20 protein-coding genes are annotated in these 20,587 nt (G+C 57.4%); 8 read left to right on the plus strand and 12 right to left on the minus strand.

Going from position 1 to position 20,587, the window contains the following annotated elements:
* Positions 1-61 precede the first annotated feature (61 nt).
* On the minus strand, positions 62-805 hold the full coding sequence (locus tag K325_RS0102460) for a substrate-binding periplasmic protein (protein WP_029652666.1): 744 nt from the start codon (positions 803-805) through the stop codon (positions 62-64).
* A 210-nt stretch (positions 806-1,015) separates the two neighbouring features.
* Here K325_RS0102460 and K325_RS0102465 point away from each other — a divergent pair, with 210 nt between their 5' ends.
* Both K325_RS0102465 and K325_RS0102470 read left to right on the plus strand, forming a co-directional pair.
* Positions 1,016-3,607 (plus strand): DUF2339 domain-containing protein, encoded by a 2,592-nt coding sequence (locus K325_RS0102465; protein WP_036192882.1) that lies wholly within the window; start codon positions 1,016-1,018, stop codon positions 3,605-3,607.
* 87 nt (positions 3,608-3,694) lie between these two features.
* Positions 3,695-4,393: a crotonase/enoyl-CoA hydratase family protein gene (locus K325_RS0102470; RefSeq protein WP_029652668.1), complete on the plus strand. Its 699-nt coding sequence runs from the start codon at positions 3,695-3,697 to the stop codon at positions 4,391-4,393.
* Positions 4,394-4,432: 39 nt separating this feature from the next.
* Here the strand turns inward: K325_RS0102470 and K325_RS0102475 are convergent, their stop codons facing one another.
* Entirely contained in the window at positions 4,433-6,298 is a 1,866-nt protein-coding gene (locus K325_RS0102475; protein WP_029652669.1) for a metallophosphoesterase family protein, read from the minus strand.
* Between the two features lie 50 nt (positions 6,299-6,348).
* Complete coding sequence (locus tag K325_RS0102480; protein ID WP_029652670.1) at positions 6,349-8,571, minus strand: LemA family protein; 2,223 nt, start codon at positions 8,569-8,571, stop codon at positions 6,349-6,351.
* A gap of 172 nt (positions 8,572-8,743) precedes the next feature.
* Between K325_RS0102480 and K325_RS0102485 the strand changes: the two genes are divergently transcribed.
* Positions 8,744-9,241 (plus strand): acyl-CoA thioesterase, encoded by a 498-nt coding sequence (locus K325_RS0102485; protein WP_029652671.1) that lies wholly within the window; start codon positions 8,744-8,746, stop codon positions 9,239-9,241.
* A gap of 96 nt (positions 9,242-9,337) precedes the next feature.
* Positions 9,338-9,904 (plus strand): elongation factor P-like protein EfpL, encoded by a 567-nt coding sequence (efpL, locus tag K325_RS0102490; protein ID WP_029652672.1) that lies wholly within the window; start codon positions 9,338-9,340, stop codon positions 9,902-9,904.
* A gap of 15 nt (positions 9,905-9,919) precedes the next feature.
* Here efpL and K325_RS0102495 read toward each other — a convergent pair whose 3' ends face one another.
* From K325_RS0102495 to K325_RS0102510, 4 genes are all read right to left on the minus strand, one after another.
* A complete protein-coding gene (locus tag K325_RS0102495) occupies positions 9,920-10,615 on the minus strand; it encodes a pseudouridine synthase (RefSeq protein ID WP_029652673.1) in 696 nt (231 codons plus the stop codon).
* 73 nt (positions 10,616-10,688) lie between these two features.
* On the minus strand, positions 10,689-12,602 hold the full coding sequence (locus tag K325_RS0102500; protein ID WP_029652674.1) for a hypothetical protein: 1,914 nt from the start codon (positions 12,600-12,602) through the stop codon (positions 10,689-10,691).
* A gap of 129 nt (positions 12,603-12,731) precedes the next feature.
* Positions 12,732-13,511 (minus strand): spermidine synthase, encoded by a 780-nt coding sequence (locus K325_RS0102505; RefSeq protein ID WP_029652675.1) that lies wholly within the window; start codon positions 13,509-13,511, stop codon positions 12,732-12,734.
* The gene (locus K325_RS0102510; protein WP_029652676.1) at positions 13,511-14,224 is read right to left on the minus strand and encodes a lytic transglycosylase domain-containing protein; all 714 of its coding nucleotides are present in this window, start codon (positions 14,222-14,224) and stop codon (positions 13,511-13,513) included. Before K325_RS0102510 ends, K325_RS0102505 begins: the two co-directional genes overlap by 1 nt.
* 193 nt (positions 14,225-14,417) lie before the next feature.
* Here K325_RS0102510 and K325_RS0102515 point away from each other — a divergent pair, with 193 nt between their 5' ends.
* Positions 14,418-14,657, plus strand: coding sequence for a TIGR02647 family protein (locus K325_RS0102515; protein WP_029652677.1), 240 nt, complete (start codon positions 14,418-14,420; stop codon positions 14,655-14,657).
* A gap of 92 nt (positions 14,658-14,749) precedes the next feature.
* Positions 14,750-15,646, plus strand: a complete 897-nt coding sequence (locus K325_RS0102520) for a DMT family transporter (RefSeq protein ID WP_029652678.1) — start codon at positions 14,750-14,752, stop codon at positions 15,644-15,646.
* Here K325_RS0102520 and K325_RS18350 read toward each other — a convergent pair whose 3' ends face one another.
* From K325_RS18350 to K325_RS0102535, 3 genes are all read right to left on the minus strand, one after another.
* Positions 15,647-15,823: a DUF1328 domain-containing protein gene (locus tag K325_RS18350; RefSeq protein ID WP_029652679.1), complete on the minus strand. Its 177-nt coding sequence runs from the start codon at positions 15,821-15,823 to the stop codon at positions 15,647-15,649.
* 127 nt (positions 15,824-15,950) lie between these two features.
* Entirely contained in the window at positions 15,951-16,406 is a 456-nt protein-coding gene (locus K325_RS0102530) for a hypothetical protein (protein ID WP_029652680.1), read from the minus strand.
* A gap of 122 nt (positions 16,407-16,528) precedes the next feature.
* Positions 16,529-17,194, minus strand: coding sequence for an AbiTii domain-containing protein (locus tag K325_RS0102535; protein WP_029652681.1), 666 nt, complete (start codon positions 17,192-17,194; stop codon positions 16,529-16,531).
* 190 nt (positions 17,195-17,384) lie between these two features.
* Here K325_RS0102535 and K325_RS0102540 point away from each other — a divergent pair, with 190 nt between their 5' ends.
* The gene (locus tag K325_RS0102540; RefSeq protein ID WP_029652682.1) at positions 17,385-18,044 is read left to right on the plus strand and encodes a protein-L-isoaspartate(D-aspartate) O-methyltransferase; all 660 of its coding nucleotides are present in this window, start codon (positions 17,385-17,387) and stop codon (positions 18,042-18,044) included.
* Positions 18,045-18,060: 16 nt separating this feature from the next.
* Here K325_RS0102540 and K325_RS0102545 read toward each other — a convergent pair whose 3' ends face one another.
* Together K325_RS0102545 and K325_RS0102550 are read right to left on the minus strand one after the other, a co-directional pair.
* Entirely contained in the window at positions 18,061-18,864 is an 804-nt protein-coding gene (locus K325_RS0102545; protein ID WP_029652683.1) for a DUF1338 domain-containing protein, read from the minus strand.
* The gene (locus K325_RS0102550) at positions 18,854-19,954 is read right to left on the minus strand and encodes an arginine N-succinyltransferase (RefSeq protein WP_029652684.1); all 1,101 of its coding nucleotides are present in this window, start codon (positions 19,952-19,954) and stop codon (positions 18,854-18,856) included. Before K325_RS0102550 ends, K325_RS0102545 begins: the two co-directional genes overlap by 11 nt.
* A 115-nt stretch (positions 19,955-20,069) precedes the next feature.
* Between K325_RS0102550 and K325_RS0102555 the strand changes: the two genes are divergently transcribed.
* Entirely contained in the window at positions 20,070-20,498 is a 429-nt protein-coding gene (locus K325_RS0102555; RefSeq protein WP_029652685.1) for an Lrp/AsnC family transcriptional regulator, read from the plus strand.
* Positions 20,499-20,587: the final 89 nt, after the last annotated feature.

The raw sequence follows: 20,587 nt of genomic DNA on the forward strand, positions 1-20,587 counted from the left end.
GCAGCTTTGACATTTGGCCCCGCACATTCTGATGTGGCGGGGCCAAGAGAATTTTGCTCAGTCAGAGGCCGTACGAACGGGAGATGGTCTCTGTTTCTCCGGCCTCTTTCATGGCCTCGTAAGCAGCATTCAGAGCGTTGATCATGTCTGGGTCTGAGTCTTTGTTGACGGCCAGGTACATCGGTGTTTCCCGGAATACCAGTACGACTTCAAGGTCGGTCACGTCTGACACATCTGCCGCCAGGTAAGGCCCTGCCAGGCCGTCGGCGACCCAGAGATCAATCTGGTTCTGTACCAGACGTCTGCCGTTGAGTCCGTTGTTTGTAATAGCGGAGACATTGAACCCCTGATCTTCCAGATAGCCGGTCATTACGTCGCCCTTGTAGCCGCCGATGCGATAGTCCCGGGCATCTTCAAGGTTGTCCAGCTGGATGTCGGAACCGGGCTTGGCAAACAGGGTCCATTGGATGCTGGAGAGTGGGCCTATCCACTCGAAGAAAGGCTCTCGCTCGGCCGTTTTGGAGACGCAGTAAATGCCATGGTCGGCATGTTTCTGGGAACGGTTCATGCCGTAGCTCAGGTCTCGGAGCTTGATGCTGTAACCAACGCTGGACTTTTCCAGAATGGCTTTGAGCACGTCGGTGCACAAACCGGTGACTTCCGACTCTGAGTGAGCAAAAGGCTGGCCATTGGTGGTCATGTTGTATGGTGGGTACTGTTCAGTGTAAATGCGCAGTTGTTCTGAAGCGGAGGCATAGCTGGTCAGGACCAGCAAGGCAACAAGGAATCCGAGTTTTCCTTTCATGAAAGTGCTCCGTATTCGTAGGGGGGATTTTAGAGCACACTATAATATTGGACTGTGGCGGCCAGTGGCAGCTCGGAATCTTCTGCTTTACATTTGCATGTTTCGATGGTTGCTAAGCAGGTCGAGTCTGTCAGGCCTTTGGGGATAGAATACGGTTTTTATGTCACTGTGCGTGACGGTCAGAAACAGGGCACGACAAGGAATCGTCCATTGGAAGAGTTATTTTATCTGCTGATTGCAGCTGTGGTCCTTCTGGTTCCGGTAGGCTCATTTCTTGGTTTTCTGGCATTCCTGCAGAAGAGCAAGCTAACCAGCCGGATTGATGAGCTGGCCAGGGAGGTTGCTGAACTCCGGGCCGGTGGGGCGGTTTCAATTCCTGTTGATGAGGAGCGGGAGGATGCGCAGGTTCCCGGCCAGGCGAAGGAAGGTGTGGAGCCTGTTCCGGTTGAGACGGTGGCAGCCTTTGAAGTCCCGCCAGAGCCTGATCTGGGCAATCTGCAGCCGAAGGCTGCCATGGCGACAGGTGTTGACCAGAGTGAATCTCTGGAATCACGTCTTCTGGCGGCGCTGAAAGCCAACTGGATGGTCTGGCTCGGTGCTCTGAGTGTGAGCCTGGCGGGTATTTTCATGGTCAGTCATTCCATTTCGGCAGGACTGATCGGTCCCCTGCAGCAACTGTTGCTGGCGGTGCTGACGGGATGCGCGCTGCATACCGGAGCGGAATATCTGCGGCGGCGCCATAAGGGGAGCGATCAGGTATTTGCTGCGTTGGCCGGAGGTGGCAGTGTCACGCTGTATGCGGCGTTACTGGCCGGGGTTCATCATTACGGACTGATAGGACCATTGGCGGCGCTGACGGGGCTTGCGATTGTCTCTCTGGCGACCATGGTGCTGGCGCTTGTGCACGGTCCATTACTGGCGATTATGGGCCTCAGTGGCGCTTATCTGGTGCCGCTCCTGGTCGGCGGAGAGGGTGGGAGTGCGGCCTTCGTACTGAGTTACAGCACTGTGATCACGCTCAGTTCCCTGTTGCTGATGAACTACGTTTACCGGCCTTGGCTCTGGTATGGCACGCTTGCCGGCGCGGGCCTGTGGTGGTTGCTGGTGGCCATGGCCGGAGGCAACAGCCTTGCCATCGCCTGCTATCTGCCGGTGCTTTTTCTGTTGTTTTCCTCGTTGCCGGGCGGCGATCGCCTGGCATCGGAACGTCGTCGTGAGGCGATGGGTGCGGTGCTTGTGGCCTGGGGCCTCTCCATCGGGTGGCAGCCAGTTGAGGACCCTGTGTTTCTGGCATGGACGCTGATCCTGCCATTCGCCATTCTGGTTCCGCAAAGCCGGCAGGGCTTGTGGTATCTGCCATGGGCTGCGGTTCTGGCCACCGTAGCCGGTTGGCTTGTGTTTTCCGGCAGTGGTTACTCCGACACGCTCTTCGTGCCGTTGGTCGCGGATTTCCATAGCAATTACCTGCTCTATCTGATGGTCGCGGCAGTTGTGGTCGTGCTGGCCGGACTCTGGCAATGGCGTACCCAGTTGCAAAGCCGACGCTGGCCATCTCTGGTATTGGTTTCCCCGGTGATCTGGTTCACGCTGGGATGGTTGTTGATTGAGGGGGGAGAGGCTTCAGGCCCGTGGGCATTGATGGCGCTTCTGGGGGCTGGTGTCTATGGCGCATTGGCTTGGCTGATGCAACGCCATCAGGATTATCGGTCAGGGCTTGTCTGGGCGATTCTGGCGGCCCATGGCTGTTATTCCCTAGCGATCGTGATGTGGTTGCAGAACGCCTCGTTGACGCTGGCGCTGTCGGCTCAGTTTGTCAGCCTTGTCTGGCTGGGGCGGCGGTATCAGGCTCCGGAATTATTTCTGGTGCTCAAGGCCCTTATGGCGATTGTCGTTGCCAGACTAACCTTTAATCCCTGGTTACAGGAGTACGGTTCAGAGCAGCACTGGTCTTTCTGGACCTATGGCGGAACCGCTCTGTTTGCCGCTATGGCCACCTGGCTGGCACGCGGCTTGTCGGTTCGTCCATGGCTGGAAGCCGTCAGCCTGCACCTGTTGGTGCTGTTCCTCGGGGCTGAATTGAGGTACTGGCTATACAACGGCGATATCTTTGTCCATGAATACGGCCTGGTCGAAGCGGCGATCAACACGCTGTTGTGGGGGGCATTGAGCGTGGTGTACGTCCACAGGGCACGGGTTGCAGGGTCGTTGGTCTGGTTGTATCGGATGCTGGCTATGGTGCTGTTGGTTATGAGCTCCCTCAGCTATCTGGTCGTGGTTCTTGTTCACAATCCCTGGTGGGCCGCCGGCGTTATTGGTGATACCCCGGTGTTTAATATGTTGTTGCTGGGCTTTGGTGCCCCGGTTGTCCTCGCGCTGGTAAACAGCCAATTCTCGGATCTGGTCCCCAGGCGGTGGTTCCTTTGTGTTGCCTTGGGAGCTTTTGGCCTGTTTACCTTGCTGGAAATCCGGCAGCTATGGCAAGGGAGCCAGATGCTCATTGGCAGTGGGATGACGGAGGGAGAGCTTTATACATACTCGGTTGTGGGCATGCTCTACGCCATCATCGCTATCCTTTGGTCTACTCGTAATGGCAGCCTGTTGTTGCACAAATCCGGAATGATTTTGCTGGGTCTGGTGATTGGCAAAATTTTCCTGATTGACATGGCGGGCTTGCAGGGGTTGTGGCGGGTTGCGGCCTTCATGGGGCTGGGGCTGGCATTGCTCGGGCTGGCGTGGATGTACCGGAAAACCTCCGCGCCCCGTGGCTCCGGGGAAAGTCCGCCGGATACTGAGTACATCTGACGGCGACGTTGCCATTGCCCAGGGCCAGTGTTCCCTATAAAGTTAACAAACACTCACTTAATAACGGCAGTAGATGAGGAAAACCAGGTGACAGAACTCGTAACTTACGAACTGAACGAAGGCATTGCCACCATCACTCTGAACAACGGTAAGGCAAATGCCCTGAGCCATGAGGTTTTTGAGGGGCTGAATGCGGCGCTGGATAGCGCTGAGCAAGACAAAGCCATTGTGATTCTGACCGGCCAGCCGGGCATGTTCTCGGGTGGCTATGACCTCAAGGAAATGCAGAAAGGCCCCAAAGAGGCGATGGCGCTGGTTAAAGTTGGTTCAACCTTTACGCGCCGTCTGTCTGCCTTCCCGCTGCCGGTCATCGTGGCCTGCAGCGGCCATGCCATTGCCAAGGGCGCGTTTATTCTGTTGTCGGCGGATTACCGGATCGGCGTTGATGGCGGTTTCAAGCTGGGTCTGAACGAAGTGGCCATCGGGATGACCATGCATCATGCGGGTATTGAAATTGCGCGTCACCGTATGCCCGCTCCCTACTTCTATCGCTCGGTGGTGAATGCTGAGATTTTCAGCCCGGAAGGCGCGGTGGCCGCAGGCTTCCTGGATGAAACGGTAGCGCCGGAACAGCTGGTGGATCGCGCCCGGGCGGTGGCCAGCCAGATGAAGCAGCTGAACATGCGGGCTCATAAACAAACGAAGCTGAAAGTGAAGGCCGATTACCTGGAGCGGCTGGACCGTTGTATAGAGCAGGATGCCGCACATTTTGACGTGCTCGGCTGATCCTGTCCGGGGCCGCCGTTCGGCGGCCTCGGCCTCATCTCAGGTTGTTTCCCGATAATTCACCAGATCATACGGCTTTCGGTAGATCCCGTGCTCTCCGGCACACACCAGTTCGGCCGATACTGGCCGCCCCAGATTGTCCAGGCGTAAGCTGCCGATGTTCCGGTCACTGGTCAGGAAAACGTCACTGTTGTCTGGCAGCAGGTAGCGGTCCTGATTCTTACCCAGCAGTTCTCCAATCTTGTTGATGGCTCGCAGGCCGATGTTTTCGCCCATGGGGACGTTGTTGCAGGCACTGCTGCAAAGCTGCCACAGTACGGGGCCCTCTGCGGTCTGTCGGCGCCGGGAAAAGGCGTAGTGCACGTCGCCGGAGAAAATGATCACATTCTCAACGCCTGGCAGCTGGCAGCAGGATTGCTCCAGAGCTTCAAGTGAGGCAGCGTCGGCGCTCCAGGGTTCCCGGTCCAGTGTGCGTTTGAACATGGGAAAGTTCAGTTGCAGGTACTCGATATGGCTGAAACCGTAGGCTGGCGTTGGTGACACCACGATCAGAGTCTGGCAGTCGGGCAGCGAAGACAGGCGATTGCCCAGTGTCGTGAGCCTTTCGTCCGAGATCAGGCCAAGGCTGTGTTTCCCCCGTTTACTGAAGGCGCGGTCTGTGCGTGTGTCCAGAACGGCCACCGGGGGTGTCTGATTCAGTTCATATCCCCAGTAGCGGGACAGCAGCCAGTCATAGTCGGGGTGACTGGCGGGCACTTTGTGCTCGATCAGGACCTTGAGCTGCGTGACTTCTGAGCCCAGCTTTGACGGTTCGTTCCCCCAGTGCTGGCACAGGAAATAAGCCTGTAATGCGTTGGTTAACACGTAGCGGCCAATCGGTGTGCCCGCCAGCTGCCGGGCGTTCTTCTTTGAAATATTCCAGTCATCGGTGACTTCATGATCGTCAAAGATCATGTAAGTGACGGTATTGGCCAGCAGCCGGCGGATGTCTGTACGGGCGAGGCTTGCAAACTGCGACAGGTTGCGGTGATCTTCTTTGTGCTTTGCTTTGGTGTAAACGTGCTGAACCGGCGCCTGGCGGCCATCTCTTGTATTGGCGGGCTGACGAGCGAGCCTGGGCGTGAGTTCGTGATGGCTGGCAAAGGCCAGGCCGAACTGGTCGCCAGCGCCGGAAAACGCAAACAGGTACATGCTCAGGTACTCTGAACGGGTCAGCAGGTGGGAGCTTTTGGCGCTCGAGCTGAAACCGTAGGGGCTGCGAGTCAGCCAGTGGCGGTCATCCAGTCTGGACAATCTGTGCATATCCTTGCCGGCCGGAAGATCAGCCAGGCCATCCTCCAGGCCAAGCTGAGCCTGAAGCTGCCCGAGGTAGTCCAGCAACAAGGGGGATACGTCGTCAGCGTAGATCTGGTCTCCGGTCAGAAATAACTGACTTGGGCGTGACTCGGTGTGCAGACTCTCCTCAAGTAACTGTGCGCCGCTCGCAAGTTGATCCGGTTGGGTGTCCTGCCCCGGGGAATGAGGGCGTCGACAGGAGGCCTGGAGCAAATGCCGGTGTTCTCTTGGCAGGTAGACACTGGGCAGTCGGTCGTTTCCCGGACACAGGACCGCCAGCAACTGAGGGTCTCCGAAAGGTATACCCTCCAGCAGAATTTCGTAGAACAGCTCTGTGCTCTGGTGAAACTGGTCAGAACTCTCAAAGGGTAAGTCGGCGGTTAGCAGGCAAACGTGGCATCGTTCCCCAGCCTGGATGACTTGGGCCTGGTATTCGGTGGTCACCGGGGATTGCCGGCCATCGTCAAGGTACGTATTCAGTTTCAGGTCTTCAGGTATCTGGCTGAGAACCAGCCAAAGGTTGAGTTCGTTGCGGTTGCTGTGGCGTACGACGGGGCCGCAGATGATCATGGGAGACTCCTTTTCCGTGCAGTGAATCCATTCGCGGCCGGCGAACCCGGTCAGTCGGTTGTCTGCGGGTTGCCGGTTGTTTGAGTAAACTGGGGCGCGGGCGTGAACCGGAACAACCGGGCCAGGATAAGATCCGGCACCACCGCTATCCGGGAATTGTAGATCATGACGCTTTCGGTATAGCTGTTGCGCAGCAGTGAGAGATAGTTTTCTGTGTCGGACATGATCTCCATGAACTGCTGTATCAGCTCATGGTTTTTCAGGTCCGGGTAGTCTTCGAGCGTTGCCAGAAGCTTGCTGGTTGCCTGCTGCTCGCCTTTGATGACCTGTTCCACCGTTCTGGTGGATGCCATGCTGGCTTTGGGTTGAGTTCGCATCTCGGCCAGGGTCGTCATCAATGCCTTTTCGTGGCTCATGGATGCTTTGGCCAGATTCTCCACAGCCGGCCAAAGGTCGTGGCGTTTCTGCAAGACCGTATCGATGTTGGCTCTGGCCCGGTTGACCCGGTTTCTCAGAAAAACCAGATCGTTGTAGTGCAGCACGGTGGCATACAGACACAGAACCAGCGGGACGATGAGCGCTGATAGCAGCAGATTACCCGGGCTGAAGCTGCCGTCAGAAGCCATCAGGGTTGTGGCGGTGAACAGAAACAGGCCGAGGCTCGCGGCAATGCCGGCAAAGCCTTGGGCGCCACGATTCAGTACCAGATGATCTTCGCCTTTGCCGCTGATCAGAAACGGGGTGCCGGCATCCTTCTGTATACTCAGCCGGTCCGGTTGGTGTGCATCCAGGCCTGCGAATCCAAGGCAGTAAACGTCGGCCTGGTCTTGCAGCAGGCGGGAGGTATAGCGTCGGTTGCCCCGTCGGCTGGTCCGGGTTCGGGTGTATTCAATGCGGGCACCCTCCGGGTAGGTAAGCACTTTGCCCTGGGGATCGGCAAGCCAGAAGGGGACGCGGTTGGACCGGTGTTCGACGGTGCTCCATCGCTCGTTTTTACCGGAACCCCGTTTCGCTTCAACCTTGTAATCGAAGGCCACGCAGGCTTCCTGATTCAACGGGTCCCGGAGAGGAGGATAGTCCTCATCGGTCGTTATCCTGGCTTTGAGTTCCGACAGGCCGAAACTCAGGCCCTGGCTATCGCTGGTGGGCACCGCCTCAATCAACCGTTTGAGTTTGACCGCACGAATGGCAAATACCATCAGGATCAGGCCCAGCGCTGCGCTGACGGTAGCCAGGACATAACCGGTCCGGATATGTTCGTAGCGAGCCGGCACCCGTTGCTCAACTCTCTGATGGAGCAGCTCTGCCTCCTGTGGTCCGAGGTCCGGGACCGGGAGGCGCTGTTCGACCGCTTGTTCGTACATCCAATGGTCCAGCCATCCTGCGGTTCGGTTGCTGATCAGTTGGGCCAGTGCGGCAACGTCCACCCGCTGAAGGGGGGAGGACTGGGTCTGCTGCAGTTGCTGATAGCGACCTTCGTAGATGCTCAGAATGGCGGCCCATTCCTGGCTCATTCGAGTCACGGCCAGAACCGATAGCGTGCCAGACACCAGCAGGGTGCAGGCCACGACATACACCCAGAATCGATGCACTTTCAGGGCGATCAGTCCAAGGGCCAGGCCCAGAGCCAGTAACGCGGTGGCAATCGATATACGAAGCCCCGCGCCGAATAGCCTGTCACCCCCCAGTTGGTCCAGCGCCCGGGTAGAAATCAGGGGGGGAAGATTGAAGGGTGTCAGTCCGTGGAACCTGAGCGTCTCGCCTCTGGCCCCGGATAGCGCAATGGCGTGGATGCGGTCGCCAGGACGCAGCGCCCATTCGGAATAGATGAGGTCGCCGTCTTGACGACGGTAGGTTCGATCCAGGTGCCATTCGACCTCGGAAAGCGCATCCGTTGGATCAATAATGATTGCTCCGGTCTCGTCTGTGGCCTGGAATGGCAGCCCCCGGCGGCCGGATTCCAGAGTGCGGACACGCGTGTCTCCATCGGAATCCTGATACTCCTCCTCCAGGGTGTAGCGAACATAGACCGCCGGTGTTCTCGCGTAGGGGGTGGGTTCGGTGCCCAGGGCCGAAGAGACGTCGGACTGGATCAGATAAGGGCCTTCGGCCAGCGCAGTCAGGGGTGTGACAGGAAGGCGTTCAATCTGGCGGGCTTCGGTCAGTTCGGACAACCCCTGGTGCATCAGGAAGTAGCTGCCAACAAGACAGGCGAGTGTCAGAGTGGCAAGAATAAGGCGGCCTGGAATGCTGGCGATACCCGCTGGCTTCATGGATCTGAAAATCCCTTTTGTGTTTGGTTCCAAAACGTGCAGTATATCTGATCAAATTACCCGCATGGACCGCAAATGCAGTGGCTGGGCCGGCTGCCACCGGGTGTCCTTGCCTTGCGCACAATGTTATCCACAGAATGTGTGGGTAAACTTACCAGGAAATGAGTGATTCATGACCGATAAACCCGCAAAACCCGTGTCTGCTTCGGCCGTTGAGAAGCATGTGTATAAAGTGTTTCCAAACGACATGAACTCCCACAATACCGTCTTCGGGGGCATGATCATGGCGAAATGCGATCGGTTGGCGCTGGTAGTTGCTGAGCGCCATTCCGCGCACGTGTGTGTGACCGCCGCCGTCGATTCCATTCACTTCCGGGCGCCCGCCAAAGGCAACGACACGTTGTTGTTCAGCCTGTCACTGAACCGGAGCTGGGGGTCGTCTATGGAGATCGGGGCCAAGGTCGAGGCGGAAAACAGCTACACGGGAGAGACTCGCCACATTTTGTCTGCTTTTTTTACCTTTGTTGCGCTGGACGACGACGGTAAACCGGTTGAGGTGCCTCAGGTGGTTCCTGATACGGAGGCCGAGAAACGCCGTTATGCTAAAGCGCAGATACGCCGCGAGGGGCGCCTGCGCACCCGGGATGAGCTGTCGAAGGCCTGCCCGTGACGGATCTCGCATATTACGGCCAGTCGTGGTATATCATCGCCCTTGGTGACTCAGGCTCTGGCCTGAGGATTCCTAACTTTTCGGGAATTGGATGTCATGCCTAAAGCAAGTGAAATCAAAAAGAATCAGGCGGTTGAATACGAAGGCCGCGTCTACTTTGTCAAGGATATCGAACGTTCTGTCCCTCAGGGGCGTGCGGGTGGAAGCCTGTACCGGATGCGGATGTACGATGTGGTGACCAACCAGAAACTGGACGAGACCTTCAAGGATTCGGACATGCTCAACCTGGCGGACCTGATCCGTCGGCCAGCCACGTTCTCCTATGCCGATGGCGACGAGTACGTGTTCATGGATACCGAAGACTTCACCCAGTACATGCTGAACCGCAGTGCCATCGAGGATGAGCTTCTGTTTATCACCGAAGACACGGAAGGGGTGATGGTGGTTCTGGTCAGTGACAGCCCCGTTGCGGTTGATTTGCCTCCGACGGTGGAGCTGACCATCGAGGAAACCGATCCCTCCATCAAAGGTGGCTCAGCGACAGCCAGAACCAAACCCGCAAAACTCAGCACCGGGCTGGTGGTTCAGGTGCCGGAACACATCTCCAGCGGTGACCGTATCCGTGTGAATGTGGAAGAGCGCAAATTCCTGAGCCGGGCCTGATCTGCCGCTGACGGGTCAGCCGATTGAGCTGACCTCCTGTTCACTCAGCGGTCGATAGTGACCAACGGCAAGAGTGGGGTCCAGCCTCAGGGGCCCCATGCTTTCACGATGCAGTGAGGTTACCCGGTTGCCCACAGCGTGGAACATCCGTTTGACCTGATGATATCGCCCTTCGTAGATAGTTACTCTCGCTTCCCGGGGGCCCAGGGGTTCCAGCTGCGCGGGTGACGTGGTCATCTGCTCGAAGGCGAACCAGATGCCTTGTTCGAACTGTTTGCCTGCTTCCGGAGCAATCGGCTCGGCGGTGGTCACCCGATAGACTTTTGGGAGTTTGATGGCAGGCTCCGTCAGCCGTCGTGACCAGAGGCCGTCATTGCTCAGAATGAGAAGCCCGGTACTGGCTCGGTCCAGCCGGCCGCCAATGTGCAGATGTGGCCGCAATGCTGGCTCGATCAGCTCCAGAACGGTGGGGTGTTGGTCATCGACCGTTGCACTCAGATACCCCTCTGGTTTATGAAGCATCAGGTAGTAGGCCGGGGTTGCTGCCTGGATGATGGTGTGGTCGATGCAGACCTGCTGAAACCGGGTAACCTCCCGCGCTCCGACGTGACAGACCTCTCCATCCACGCGGACTCGTCCTGAGGCAAGCAATTCGTTGGCATGCCGCCGGCTGATCCCGTTTTCATTACTGAGGATGCGTGAGAGTTTCATGGGGCCTGAGTTGTGCATAGTGGAACAAAAACGGGAACTCCGAAGAGTTCCCGTTATGGGGCAGGGTGGCAGGTCAGTTATCGCCTGCGTCGCCCTCCCAGCGAGCGATTTTCTCCCGGTCCTGGCTCGTGACCACGTCGGCTTCCAGCGAGGCACGTCGTTCTGGTGACACGAGGCCCTGGGCTGTCATATCGCCGGTTCTTCTGGCTTCCTGTTCCTGACGAATATAATCGAGTCGCTGTTCCCGGTCAGCCTGTTTCTCATTCTGGATTTCTTCGTTACGGCGTCGGAACTGCTCTTCGAGATCGCCCATGACGCTGTTGATGAAACCGTCGCAGGGGGCCAGGGACAGCAGGTAACGAGGCTGTTCCAGGTTGTGCTGTCCGGACACCGCGAAGGTGGAACTCACCGCTTCGGTTGCCAGAGCAAAGTAGGTTGCGTCAAAGCTGAAGACATCCTGCTCGCTGGAGGCGCTGTGGCGGTCGGCGCCACGATAGTGCGTGGCGCGCATCACGGTGCCTTCGCAGTGCAGATCAAACAGGTTCGACTTAAAGAAGATCTCTGCCCAGAACAGGTGGCAGATTCGGGCAAGCGTTCGCCCGAAGCCAAGCAGCAGAAGGCTGGCCAGAAGCAGAGCTGCCGTGTTTCCTGCCGGTATAAAAAGCAGGTTGAAGGCTTGCGCGATATCAATACGGGTTGCCTGGATCTGATCCAGTGCATAAACATGGTCCATAATCCGGTCTGCACCGAACCACAGCAACAGGGCGCCGATAAACAGAATCACCTGTGCGGCTACGGTACCGCCCGCCCGCGCCCAGCGCAGGGATTGAGGTTCTTCTTTTTCTTCAACCAGTGGCTGGATTTCCACCAGCATATCGCCGTTGAACTGTTCATTTTCCCGATTGGCATCGCCGGTATCGTTGCTGTCCAGATAGACACGGTTTGGCAGCTCCTGCTGGCGCTTCTGCATCAGCACCAGGTCCCGCAGGGTGGTAAAAATCTGCCGTGGGTGAAGATCGAATCGCCAGCTGTTGTTCATCTCGGAACTGCTGGTGGCAATCGGTACCAGTCGGATGCGGGCCTTGATCAGCACCGTGGCAATGGCTGCGGTCGCCAAGGCGCAGAACAGGGTCAGGGTGAGCAGTGTCCCGGTGCGGAAGACGGGTTCAAACAGCGGCATCATGATGGCCAGATCCTGGCGAGAGCTGGGGTGCATGTTGTCCCAGAAGGCGATCCAGCCCTGAGCAGTGAGGATTGGCAGAGCGATGGACCCGATGATGACAAGGGCCAGGCCTTTGCTGGTGGTGTTGCCCAGTGATGTCATGTTCGACCGGGACAAAGGGTTGCCGAGCTTGACCCACAGCAGGCCGAGGTAAATCAGCAGGGATGCCTGCAGGATCAGGGAAATCACAGTACTGCCGACGTCGGCACCTTCGGTGCCTGAAAACACCATGGTGACAACCAGCGTGGCCACCAGGAACGCGGCAATGGCGACCAGACTCTTGGTCAGCTTCATGGCCAGATTCTGGGCAACGTTCCGGATCGGCCAGGGCGTGACGATCAGGTTCGGGAAGACGGAGTGGACGGCACGGGCAAACCAGCCCAGCGGCTCAACAAAGGTTGGGTTGCTCTTACTCATGAGCATGTTGTGAAGCATTTTAGCGTTATAGAGGGTGGGTTCGCGTTCGTTCACCGCTTCCCGGGCCACGTTCTTGGCCAGTGAGGCTGGCGCAGCCCGCCCGACAAAGAAACGCATAACCTGAAACAGGCCGCCACCCAGCGCCTTGAGCCCGCCAACCACGAACAGGCCACCGATCACCAGGCTCATCCAGGCTCGGGGTTTATCGGTTCCGAGCAGGGGTTGTATCTGGATCAGCAGGTAGACGCCGATCACGAGTAGAAGGAGTCCGCGAATCGAGCGGACCAGACCTTCGAACCTGAAGGGGTTCCGGATGTTTAGTTTTTGAGCTCCGTACTCAAATGCCATGCTTTATTCCTTATCCATGAGTAAGGGATGGGGGTGAAGGGGGACAGAGTTTATCCTGAAAAGTGTGAACAATTACCGGCAATTGCATAAAAAAATGTAAAACGATGCAGTTGGTCGGGCCTGAGGCCCTCAAAGAGAGGCTGGGGCGGCCAGCGAGCGTACTTTTTTCATGATGGCAAGCCAGCCGATGGGCAGTTGTGCCTCCATGGATTTGAAGGCCCGGTCCGGGAGGTGCCACGGATCAAAGGGGCGGTTGCAGCCATAGATGACCCAGTTGTTGGTTTTGCTCTTGAAGGCCAGCAAGCAGGGAAACTGGCGCTTTAACTCACGAAACAGTGTGCCATCCTGTTCGGGCATGCGATGGTAATTGAGGACCAGCCAGCCGTTTGGTGCCAGTGCCCGGGCGCAGTCCTTGATGAAGCGACGTTGCGACTGCAGCGGTGACATGCGGTCAGCACTGTACAGATCCGTCAGGATCAGGTGGGTGCTGGCTTCTGGCATCGCCTCGATGGCCAGTCTTGCATCCGCAACCGTCAAGGTCAGGCGATCGTCTTTGGGGAGAGAGAACCACTCCTGGGCGATCTCCACCACTTTCTCACGTAATTCAACAACATGAAGCCTGGCCTCTGGCAGCAGACGGTAGAGACCATGGGTAATAACACCCGCTCCAAGCCCCAGAATTGTGATGTGTTCAGGTGTAGAAAACACTGCCGGAAGTAACATGGCCCGGCTGTACTCATGAACCGGAAGGTGGGGAAAATGCCGGCGTATTTTGCTTTGCTCAAACACTGAGTCAAAGCTCAGAATCCGGTGCTTGCGATCATCAATCACCAGAATGTTGCCATACCGGTCGCTGGCCACGTGGACGATATCGCCCTTGATTTCAGGGCGCTTGATGATGGTGCCCATCAGTTTGCGGCGTAGCGTTGGTGAAGAATGCCCACCCGCTCGACGTAGGCTTTGGTTTCTGCGTAGGGCGGGATGCCTTTATAGCGACCAACGGCTCCGGGACCGGCATTATAGGCGGCCGTCGCCATCCGGACATCGCCGCCAAAGCGTTTCAGCATCTGGGCCAGATAATCGACACCGCCGCGGATGTTCTCTTTCGCCTCCAATGGGTCGGCAACGCCCAACTCTTTGGCTGTACCTGGCATCAACTGCATCAGCCCCTGGGCTCCGACTGGGGAAATGGCCTTGGCGTTGAAGGCTGATTCCGCGTGAATGACGGCGCGCACCAGAGCCGGGTCGACGTTGAATTCCGTTGCCGCTGTCTGGATTTCCTGTCGGTAAGGGCTGAGGAACAACGGGGTTTTATGCCAGTCCACGCGTGATTCCGGGTCGCAGGCATAACAGTGGAATCGAATAACGTCGAATTCGGCATTACCGGGGCGTTGGCTGCTATAGGCGACGACGCCATGTTCGTCGGTGTACCGGTAAACCGTTTCAGACTTGGTCGAGGCGCGGGGCTGGCGTTTGTTTTTGACATTGGTGAACTCCACCCGGCCATCGGGGTGGACAATCCTTTGGATGCTGTCTGCCTGTGCCGGGGGAAAAGCAAGGAGCAGAAACAGCAGGCCGATAGCCAAAGCCGGTGTCGTTCTTGTTAAAGGATGCGCTTGCATGACTCGCCTGATATGGACCGCTCATTACGTAATGTAGCGGTATTCGTACCGTGAATGTACCGGGAATTGTAGGGTTTTGGTGCCGTGATGATACGGAATGTTGAACTGTGCACAAGTGCTCAGGGCAAAGGAGTGGGCTCTCTGGTATTCCTTGGTCTACACTGCTGAGAATATAACAACCTGGGAGTATGCCATGCCGTTCTCACCCAACCATCTTGCGGAACTGAATCTTTTACTGCAGTTTCCCTCTACCTCAACTCAGGAGGGAATCAAGGTGCATGCCCATACTGCCGCACCGGAGACGGTGAAGGCGGCGGAAACGCTTTTCGCCAAGGGGCTGATCAGCCAGAGGGATGGTGGGTATCTTACGCCGATGGGGTGTGAGGCCGTGGAACTGACCCAGAAACTCCAGGCGATGCTGACAGGGTCCTGATCCGGGCTCCTGTATCGATAGCTCTGTATCTGTTCCGGGCCCGGGCGGCCCGGTATAGTCGTGGCGTGTTTTTCTGGCAGACGACAGCGCATATGCCCCCGATTTACTACTCCTTCTTTGTCCCCACCCTGTTTGTCTGGCTGTGGAGCACGGGCTTCATTGGCGCCAAATATGGTTTGCCGTATGCCGAGCCTTTTACCCTCCTGTTAATGCGCATGTTGATGACGCTGCTGCCATTGGCTGTTCTGGCGTTGGTAATGAAATCCCGGTGGCCGGGTTGGCGGGGGGCGGGGCATCTGGTGGTGACCGGTTTGCTGGTTCAGGGTGCCTACCTTGGCGGTGTGTTTTATGCCATTGATCAGGGAATGCCCTCGGGGGTGGTATCCCTGATTGTCGGGCTTCAGCCTCTGGTGACGGCACTGGCGGCGGTGCTGATTCTGGGAGAAGCGGTTGCCGGTCGCCAGTGGCTGGGCCTGGTCATGGGGCTGGCTGGTGTGGCGCTGGTGTTGCTGGAGAAGCTCGGAGACGGCGTTGATGGTGCGAGCGTGCCTCCGACAACACTGGTTTGGGCAGGGCTTGCCCTGATCGGAATATCCCTTGGAACGGTGTATCAGAAACGCTTCGGGACAGGCGTGGATTTGATATCCGGAACCATGATCCAGTATCTGGCTGCGGCCGCATTTTTCGCCCTGGGGGCCTTCACGCTGGAAACCCGTGAGATTCAGTGGTCACTGCAGTTTGGTCTGGCGATGGGCTGGCTGGTATTCGGTTTGTCGGTCAGTGCCATTCTTATCCTGATGTGGCTGATCCGCCGGGGGGCTGCCTCTCAGGTGGCCAGTCTGTTTTATCTGGTGCCGCCGGTCACAGCGTTGGAGGCGTTTTTTCTGTTTGACGAGAGGCTGGGGCCGGTGGCGATTGCCGGGGGCCTTGTGGCGGTGGCCGGGGTGGCCCTCGTTGTTACCGGAGGGCCACGGCCGTCGAAGTGTTAGTCAGACCTTGGGCCCCTTGCCGCGTAAGGCATTGAAGACCAGCGATACAACCAGCAGTACCAGAAAGATAAAAAACAGTATCTTCGCAAAGCTGGCGGCCGTTCCTGCAATGCCACCAAAGCCCAGAACACCTGCAATGACTGCGATAACGAGACAAACAATCGCCCAATAGAGCATGTCCTATCCTCCAATCAAGGGTTCACATTTACCGTGGCACATCCTTCTGGAAGGCGCAATTTCGGGCAGGCTTTGTGGAGGGATGGTAACGGCTTGTCCATTCGACAGCGGAGGTTGGGCCCTGGGCTTAGTCTGTCCGTCGTGTCGGGTACTGGGAGGTGGAAAGCGTGGGTTTACACCCTATTACCCCCCTGGCCTGTTCATGGGCGTGAAGATACCAACGTTTGCCGCCGGTCTGAAACGTCGTGTTGCTGACCTGAAACGCTGCCGTGCCAACCGTGGCGGGTATCGGGGAGCCATCCGCATGGCGGTACACGCAGGTGGTGCCAATGGTCAGTGGCCGGGCAACCGGCAGCTCAATAAAACCGTCTTCCCGCACGGCTGGTGGCGCACCATTGATGTCTGTGATTTTCAGGCAAGGGCCGAAATGAATGCGGTTCTGGTCGCCTACAGATTCTTCCAGACAATGAGTGGCTTTCAGGTAGACCACATTGGTGGCCGCGTCCTGCCGGGTATCGGGCAGATTCTGACAACCGGCCAGTACGGTGGCCAGGGCGACCGGAAGGAGAAGCAGAGATTTCATTCAGGGCTCCTGAGCGTCAGTGAGGCGTTGACGGTTGTGCCGTGATGACACGGCACCGGTCCTGATGATACACGTTGTTGCATGGAGGAAGAAAACCCGAACCCTGGCCCAGGTTTTCGGGATTACCCGGTGCGGCCGAACATCCGTTCCAGAAAACCCAGCTCCCGGACGTCGGGAATCGGGAGATCATCCACTTGCTCCAGGGCCAGGCGCCAGAAAGCATCGGGGGTATCCAGATGCTCTACGGATTTTCGTTCTTCCGGACTGTAGTGGTTGTGCTCGCCGTTCATGCCGGCTTCAATCAGGGCATCGGACCAGATATGGATAGCCGCCCGAATGGTTCGCAGCAAACGGCCGTAAACGTCCCTGCTCAGGTTGATGGCCAGTTCTGCGCTGAGATTGATCTGTTTTTGCAGCGTGTCCATTTCCTCTTTTTCGAGCAGTACCCGGTTCCCGTTACCTTTTTTACAGTTCAGACAGATCTGTTCCAGGGTTTTGATGCCTTCCGGCAAATCCAGGTGCCCGAACTCTGATGTTTGCCGGTCGTTTACCGGCGCCGGAATCCAGCCGTACTGGGGCGATTTGGCAACGATATGGCCAGGCAGGTCGCGGCGATAGGGTGGGGCTTTGTCTTTGTCTGCATAGCCATCAAACTCCTCACGCAGCCAGGCGGCCATTTTCCGATGGCGAAGCATGGTGGCAAGAGTGATAGCGGAGGGCACAATGTCGCCCAGCAAATCGGTGGCGTCCTGAGTTCGTTCCAGGAGATGATCAACGGATGTTGACATGGTCTGTACTCCATCCGGGCCTTTGTCCGGGCCCCTGTCCTTTTGTTGTTGTTTGATCGGGTACTCTCCGGTTCTCCTCAGTCTGGATAAGGAGTAACCTGTGTTTACAACGTAGTCAGTCAATGCGCTTTGCACTGTTGTAAAAAAGTTATGCCTTTGTTACCGGAGGTAAGCGCAGGGAGAAAACCGTATGAACAGCGGCAATCAGGACTACAGAACCAAAAGACAGGCGATGGTCAGACAGCAACTGGCACCCCGGGGGATTGTCGATAAACGTGTCCTGGAGGCAATGGCACGGGTACCACGGGAACTGTTTGTACCTGAACATCTGCGCGCGGAAGCCTACGAGGATCATCCGCTTCCTATTGGCCATGGTCAGACTATTTCCCAACCCTACATCGTTGCTCTGATGGCAGAGATGTTATGCCTGACGGGGCGCGAGCGGGTTCTGGATGTGGGGACAGGCTCGGGGTATGCCGCCGCCGTGCTGGCCTGTATCGCGCTGGAGGTTTATTCGATTGAGCGGATTCCAGACCTCGCAGCTCAGGCCCGTGAGAATCTGGACAAAACCGGGTATACCCAGGTCCATATCCGATGTGGTGATGGCTCTCTTGGCTGGCCTGAGGCTGCGCCTTTTGATGGAGTGTCCGTGGCGGCTGGGGCGCCCTCGGTGCCGTCCGCCCTTATTCAGGAACTCTCGGTAGGCGGGCGGCTGGTGATTCCGGTAGGGTCGGAGGGCGGCGATCAGCAATTGCTCTGCGTTACCCGGGTTTCAGATTCAGAGTTTGAGCAGTCGGGGGTGGGAGAGGTGCGCTTCGTTCCTCTTCTGGGAGAAGGAGGATGGGCCTGAAGCGACCTCACCACGTTCACTGGCTGTCGGTACTCTCAAAAATGCGATCGGCGGACGCTGCAACGAAGCCTGTGTAAAGCTTGCCCGCATCGGTGGGGTAGCGTCGGGCAAACTCGTAAAAGCAGCTGGGGATAATCGCCTGCTGATCGCTGAAGTGGACCGGTACCCGGTCTGCCATGGTGGATGACTGTTCCAGGCAGTCCTGTGGCGAGCCTTTTACTTCCCCTCCCGCCTGGTTCACGGTGAACCCGTTGGCTTTCAGCAGGGTATTGATTTCTTCGACCGACTGCAGGCTCTCAAGGTGGTTGATGCTGACGGTAAAGTGGTTGGCCCGATATCCCCAGGCCGCAAGCCATCCCGCATATTCACTCTCTGCCAGTAACGTTTGGTAGGTGGCATAATCCAGTGTCCAGTGTCGGCCAGAGTACAGAAAATCATCGGCTTCGGTTGCGGTTGGTGCAATCTGGGCCACCAGCTTCTGTACGATGCTCTGAAGCTCAGGAGAGCACTGGTCCACCAGCAGTTCCGAGATAAACACCTTCGGCAGATTCGGGTCGGCATGCTCGTAGTGGCGGGCATAGAGCTTTTTTGCGTCAAAATGATACTCGCCACCGGCGGTGTAGCCGAGCGCCAGAAAGTGCTTTGCCAGTGCGTCCAGCCCAACCGGGGCCAGATTAAACGTTCTCAGGGCAATGTGGTCATTGACGATGGCTTTGGTTTCGCGCTCTGCCAGCAGACTGTGAATTCGGTCTGCAGAGGGGGTTACGGTGCGGTAGTTCTCCCACAACGCGTGGAACAGGGCATTAACGTCAGAGTGCATGATGTCTCTCCTGTGAATTTGACCGGGTGGTTGGCAGACCGGCGCAGAGGCTCTGGTCCAGAGCCAGAGTGCGAACCGGCTCACCCTCATTGATGTTCAGTGCTTTGGCTTGTGGCCGGGTGAGGCTGAGAGGTTGGCTGGGTAACCTGTCGGGATCCGCAAGCACCACAATCGCTCTGAATCCGTCCAGCCTGGTATTGGTAACAATGACCGGATGGCCGGATTCTGGCCGCTTTCTGCTTCTGGGGCAAGCGATGGTGGCCGGTGTGAGCGTTGCTTCCCGGACGCTGCGCAGATGATCTGTCTGGCATTCCACCGTTGGCCCGGCGTCGAGCAGGTCCACCAGCCCGCGGGGGCGAAACCCTTCAGATTTCAGCATAGCCAGTGCGGGCCGGGTGTCTGGATGCACGTGTCCGATAACGGAGCGTGCTTCGGGGTCCATCAGGTGGGTATAAATCGGCAGGGACGGCATAAGTTCGTCCACGAACGTGAAGGCGCCCTCACTGGCAAGCCGGGTAACCTGAAGGAAGTCCAGATCAACAAATCGTTCCCGGAGCCAGTTCCAGAAGGGGGATTGTCCGTGTACGTCTGCGACACCACGCATCTGGGCAATGGCTCGCCCGGGAAAGCGCCCGGGGTGCTGGGCGATAAAGGCAAAACGCACCCGGGAAAGCAGCTTTCCGGCCTGGGCCCGGCGGAATGACGGACGCAGATACAGTGAGCAGAGTTCAGTACAGTTCCGGTAGTGAACGCAACGGCTGAGTGTGCCGATGGGGCGCCGAATTCCCAGCTCTCGCGAATGGTGTAGCACTGTGCTGTGCCGGAAGTGATAAAGCGGCTGTGACTGCCCGACGCCAGCGCCTATTCCGGTGGTGCCCATGATCTGTCCACTGGATTCGTCTTCTAGAACAAACAGGTAACGTTGTTCTCCGCCCCCACTTTCCCGGGCTCGAAAACTCTGGATGGAAGCTTCAATTTTACTGACCAGGCGGTCTCTGTCCGGTACCAGTGACGTAAACCCGGGGCCGGATTCCTGCGCGATATCGAACAGGTCGTTCAGGTCATTATGTTGGACAGGGCGGACGATCATGGCATTCCCTCACTCTTGTTTTAAGTCAGTATGAGGGGCTTGATGGCCAGTTTGCAGTTTCACATTGATCGAAATGATCTAGTCTTTTATCAAAGTGATTAATATTGAGGGCAAAATGTCAGAAAACCGAGACAGAAAGTTGCTGGCTCTGCTCCGTCGGAACGCCCGGATGAGCGTGACGGACTTGGCGAAGGCGTTGCACGTCTCCCGTTCAACGATCCAGAGTCGGATAGCCCGGTTGGAGGCTGGTGGAGTGATTCGGGGGTATTCTGTGGTTCTGGGAGGGGACTATCTGGAAGGTCAGGTGGAAGCCCATGTGTCGATAAAAGTTCATCAGAAACTGACGTCCCGGACAAATGCAGAACTGGAGGGAATCAGTCAGGTTATCCAGCTGTTTGCAGTCAGCGGAGAGTACGACCTGATTGCCATTGTTCAGGCCGGGACGCTTGAAGAACTCAGCCGGGTATTGGATGACATTGGAAATCTGGACGGGGTAGAACGTACCAATTCCGCTGTGGTGCTGGAAACCCGTTTCCGGCGCTAGTGCACGCCCGGCTCAGGACCCGAGCAAACCTGACCAGGCACTGTACATAAAGGCCACAGAGCCAATAAGAATAACGCCCCAGGCTGGAA

Origin of the sequence: Marinobacter daepoensis DSM 16072 (genome assembly GCF_000421165.1) — a bacterium.
In the GTDB taxonomy this organism is placed as follows: domain Bacteria; phylum Pseudomonadota; class Gammaproteobacteria; order Pseudomonadales; family Oleiphilaceae; genus Marinobacter; species Marinobacter daepoensis.

Coding starts and splice junctions, on each gene's coding strand:
- K325_RS0102460 (WP_029652666.1), bottom strand. CDS start 805: ATGAAAGGAAAACTCGGATTCCTTGTTGCCTTGCTGGTCCTGACCAGC.
- K325_RS0102475 (WP_029652669.1), bottom strand. CDS start 6,298: ATGATCATCTGCGGCCCCGTCGTACGCCACAGCAACCGCAACGAACTC.
- K325_RS0102480 (WP_029652670.1), bottom strand. CDS start 8,571: ATGAAGCCAGCGGGTATCGCCAGCATTCCAGGCCGCCTTATTCTTGCC.
- K325_RS0102485 (WP_029652671.1), top strand. CDS start 8,744: ATGACCGATAAACCCGCAAAACCCGTGTCTGCTTCGGCCGTTGAGAAG.
- efpL (WP_029652672.1), top strand. CDS start 9,338: ATGCCTAAAGCAAGTGAAATCAAAAAGAATCAGGCGGTTGAATACGAA.
- K325_RS0102495 (WP_029652673.1), bottom strand. CDS start 10,615: ATGAAACTCTCACGCATCCTCAGTAATGAAAACGGGATCAGCCGGCGG.
- K325_RS0102500 (WP_029652674.1), bottom strand. CDS start 12,602: ATGGCATTTGAGTACGGAGCTCAAAAACTAAACATCCGGAACCCCTTC.
- K325_RS0102505 (WP_029652675.1), bottom strand. CDS start 13,511: ATGGGCACCATCATCAAGCGCCCTGAAATCAAGGGCGATATCGTCCAC.
- K325_RS0102510 (WP_029652676.1), bottom strand. CDS start 14,224: ATGCAAGCGCATCCTTTAACAAGAACGACACCGGCTTTGGCTATCGGC.
- K325_RS0102515 (WP_029652677.1), top strand. CDS start 14,418: ATGCCGTTCTCACCCAACCATCTTGCGGAACTGAATCTTTTACTGCAG.
- K325_RS0102520 (WP_029652678.1), top strand. CDS start 14,750: ATGCCCCCGATTTACTACTCCTTCTTTGTCCCCACCCTGTTTGTCTGG.
- K325_RS18350 (WP_029652679.1), bottom strand. CDS start 15,823: ATGCTCTATTGGGCGATTGTTTGTCTCGTTATCGCAGTCATTGCAGGT.
- K325_RS0102530 (WP_029652680.1), bottom strand. CDS start 16,406: ATGAAATCTCTGCTTCTCCTTCCGGTCGCCCTGGCCACCGTACTGGCC.
- K325_RS0102535 (WP_029652681.1), bottom strand. CDS start 17,194: ATGTCAACATCCGTTGATCATCTCCTGGAACGAACTCAGGACGCCACC.
- K325_RS0102540 (WP_029652682.1), top strand. CDS start 17,385: ATGAACAGCGGCAATCAGGACTACAGAACCAAAAGACAGGCGATGGTC.
- K325_RS0102545 (WP_029652683.1), bottom strand. CDS start 18,864: ATGCACTCTGACGTTAATGCCCTGTTCCACGCGTTGTGGGAGAACTAC.
- K325_RS0102550 (WP_029652684.1), bottom strand. CDS start 19,954: ATGATCGTCCGCCCTGTCCAACATAATGACCTGAACGACCTGTTCGAT.
- K325_RS0102555 (WP_029652685.1), top strand. CDS start 20,070: ATGTCAGAAAACCGAGACAGAAAGTTGCTGGCTCTGCTCCGTCGGAAC.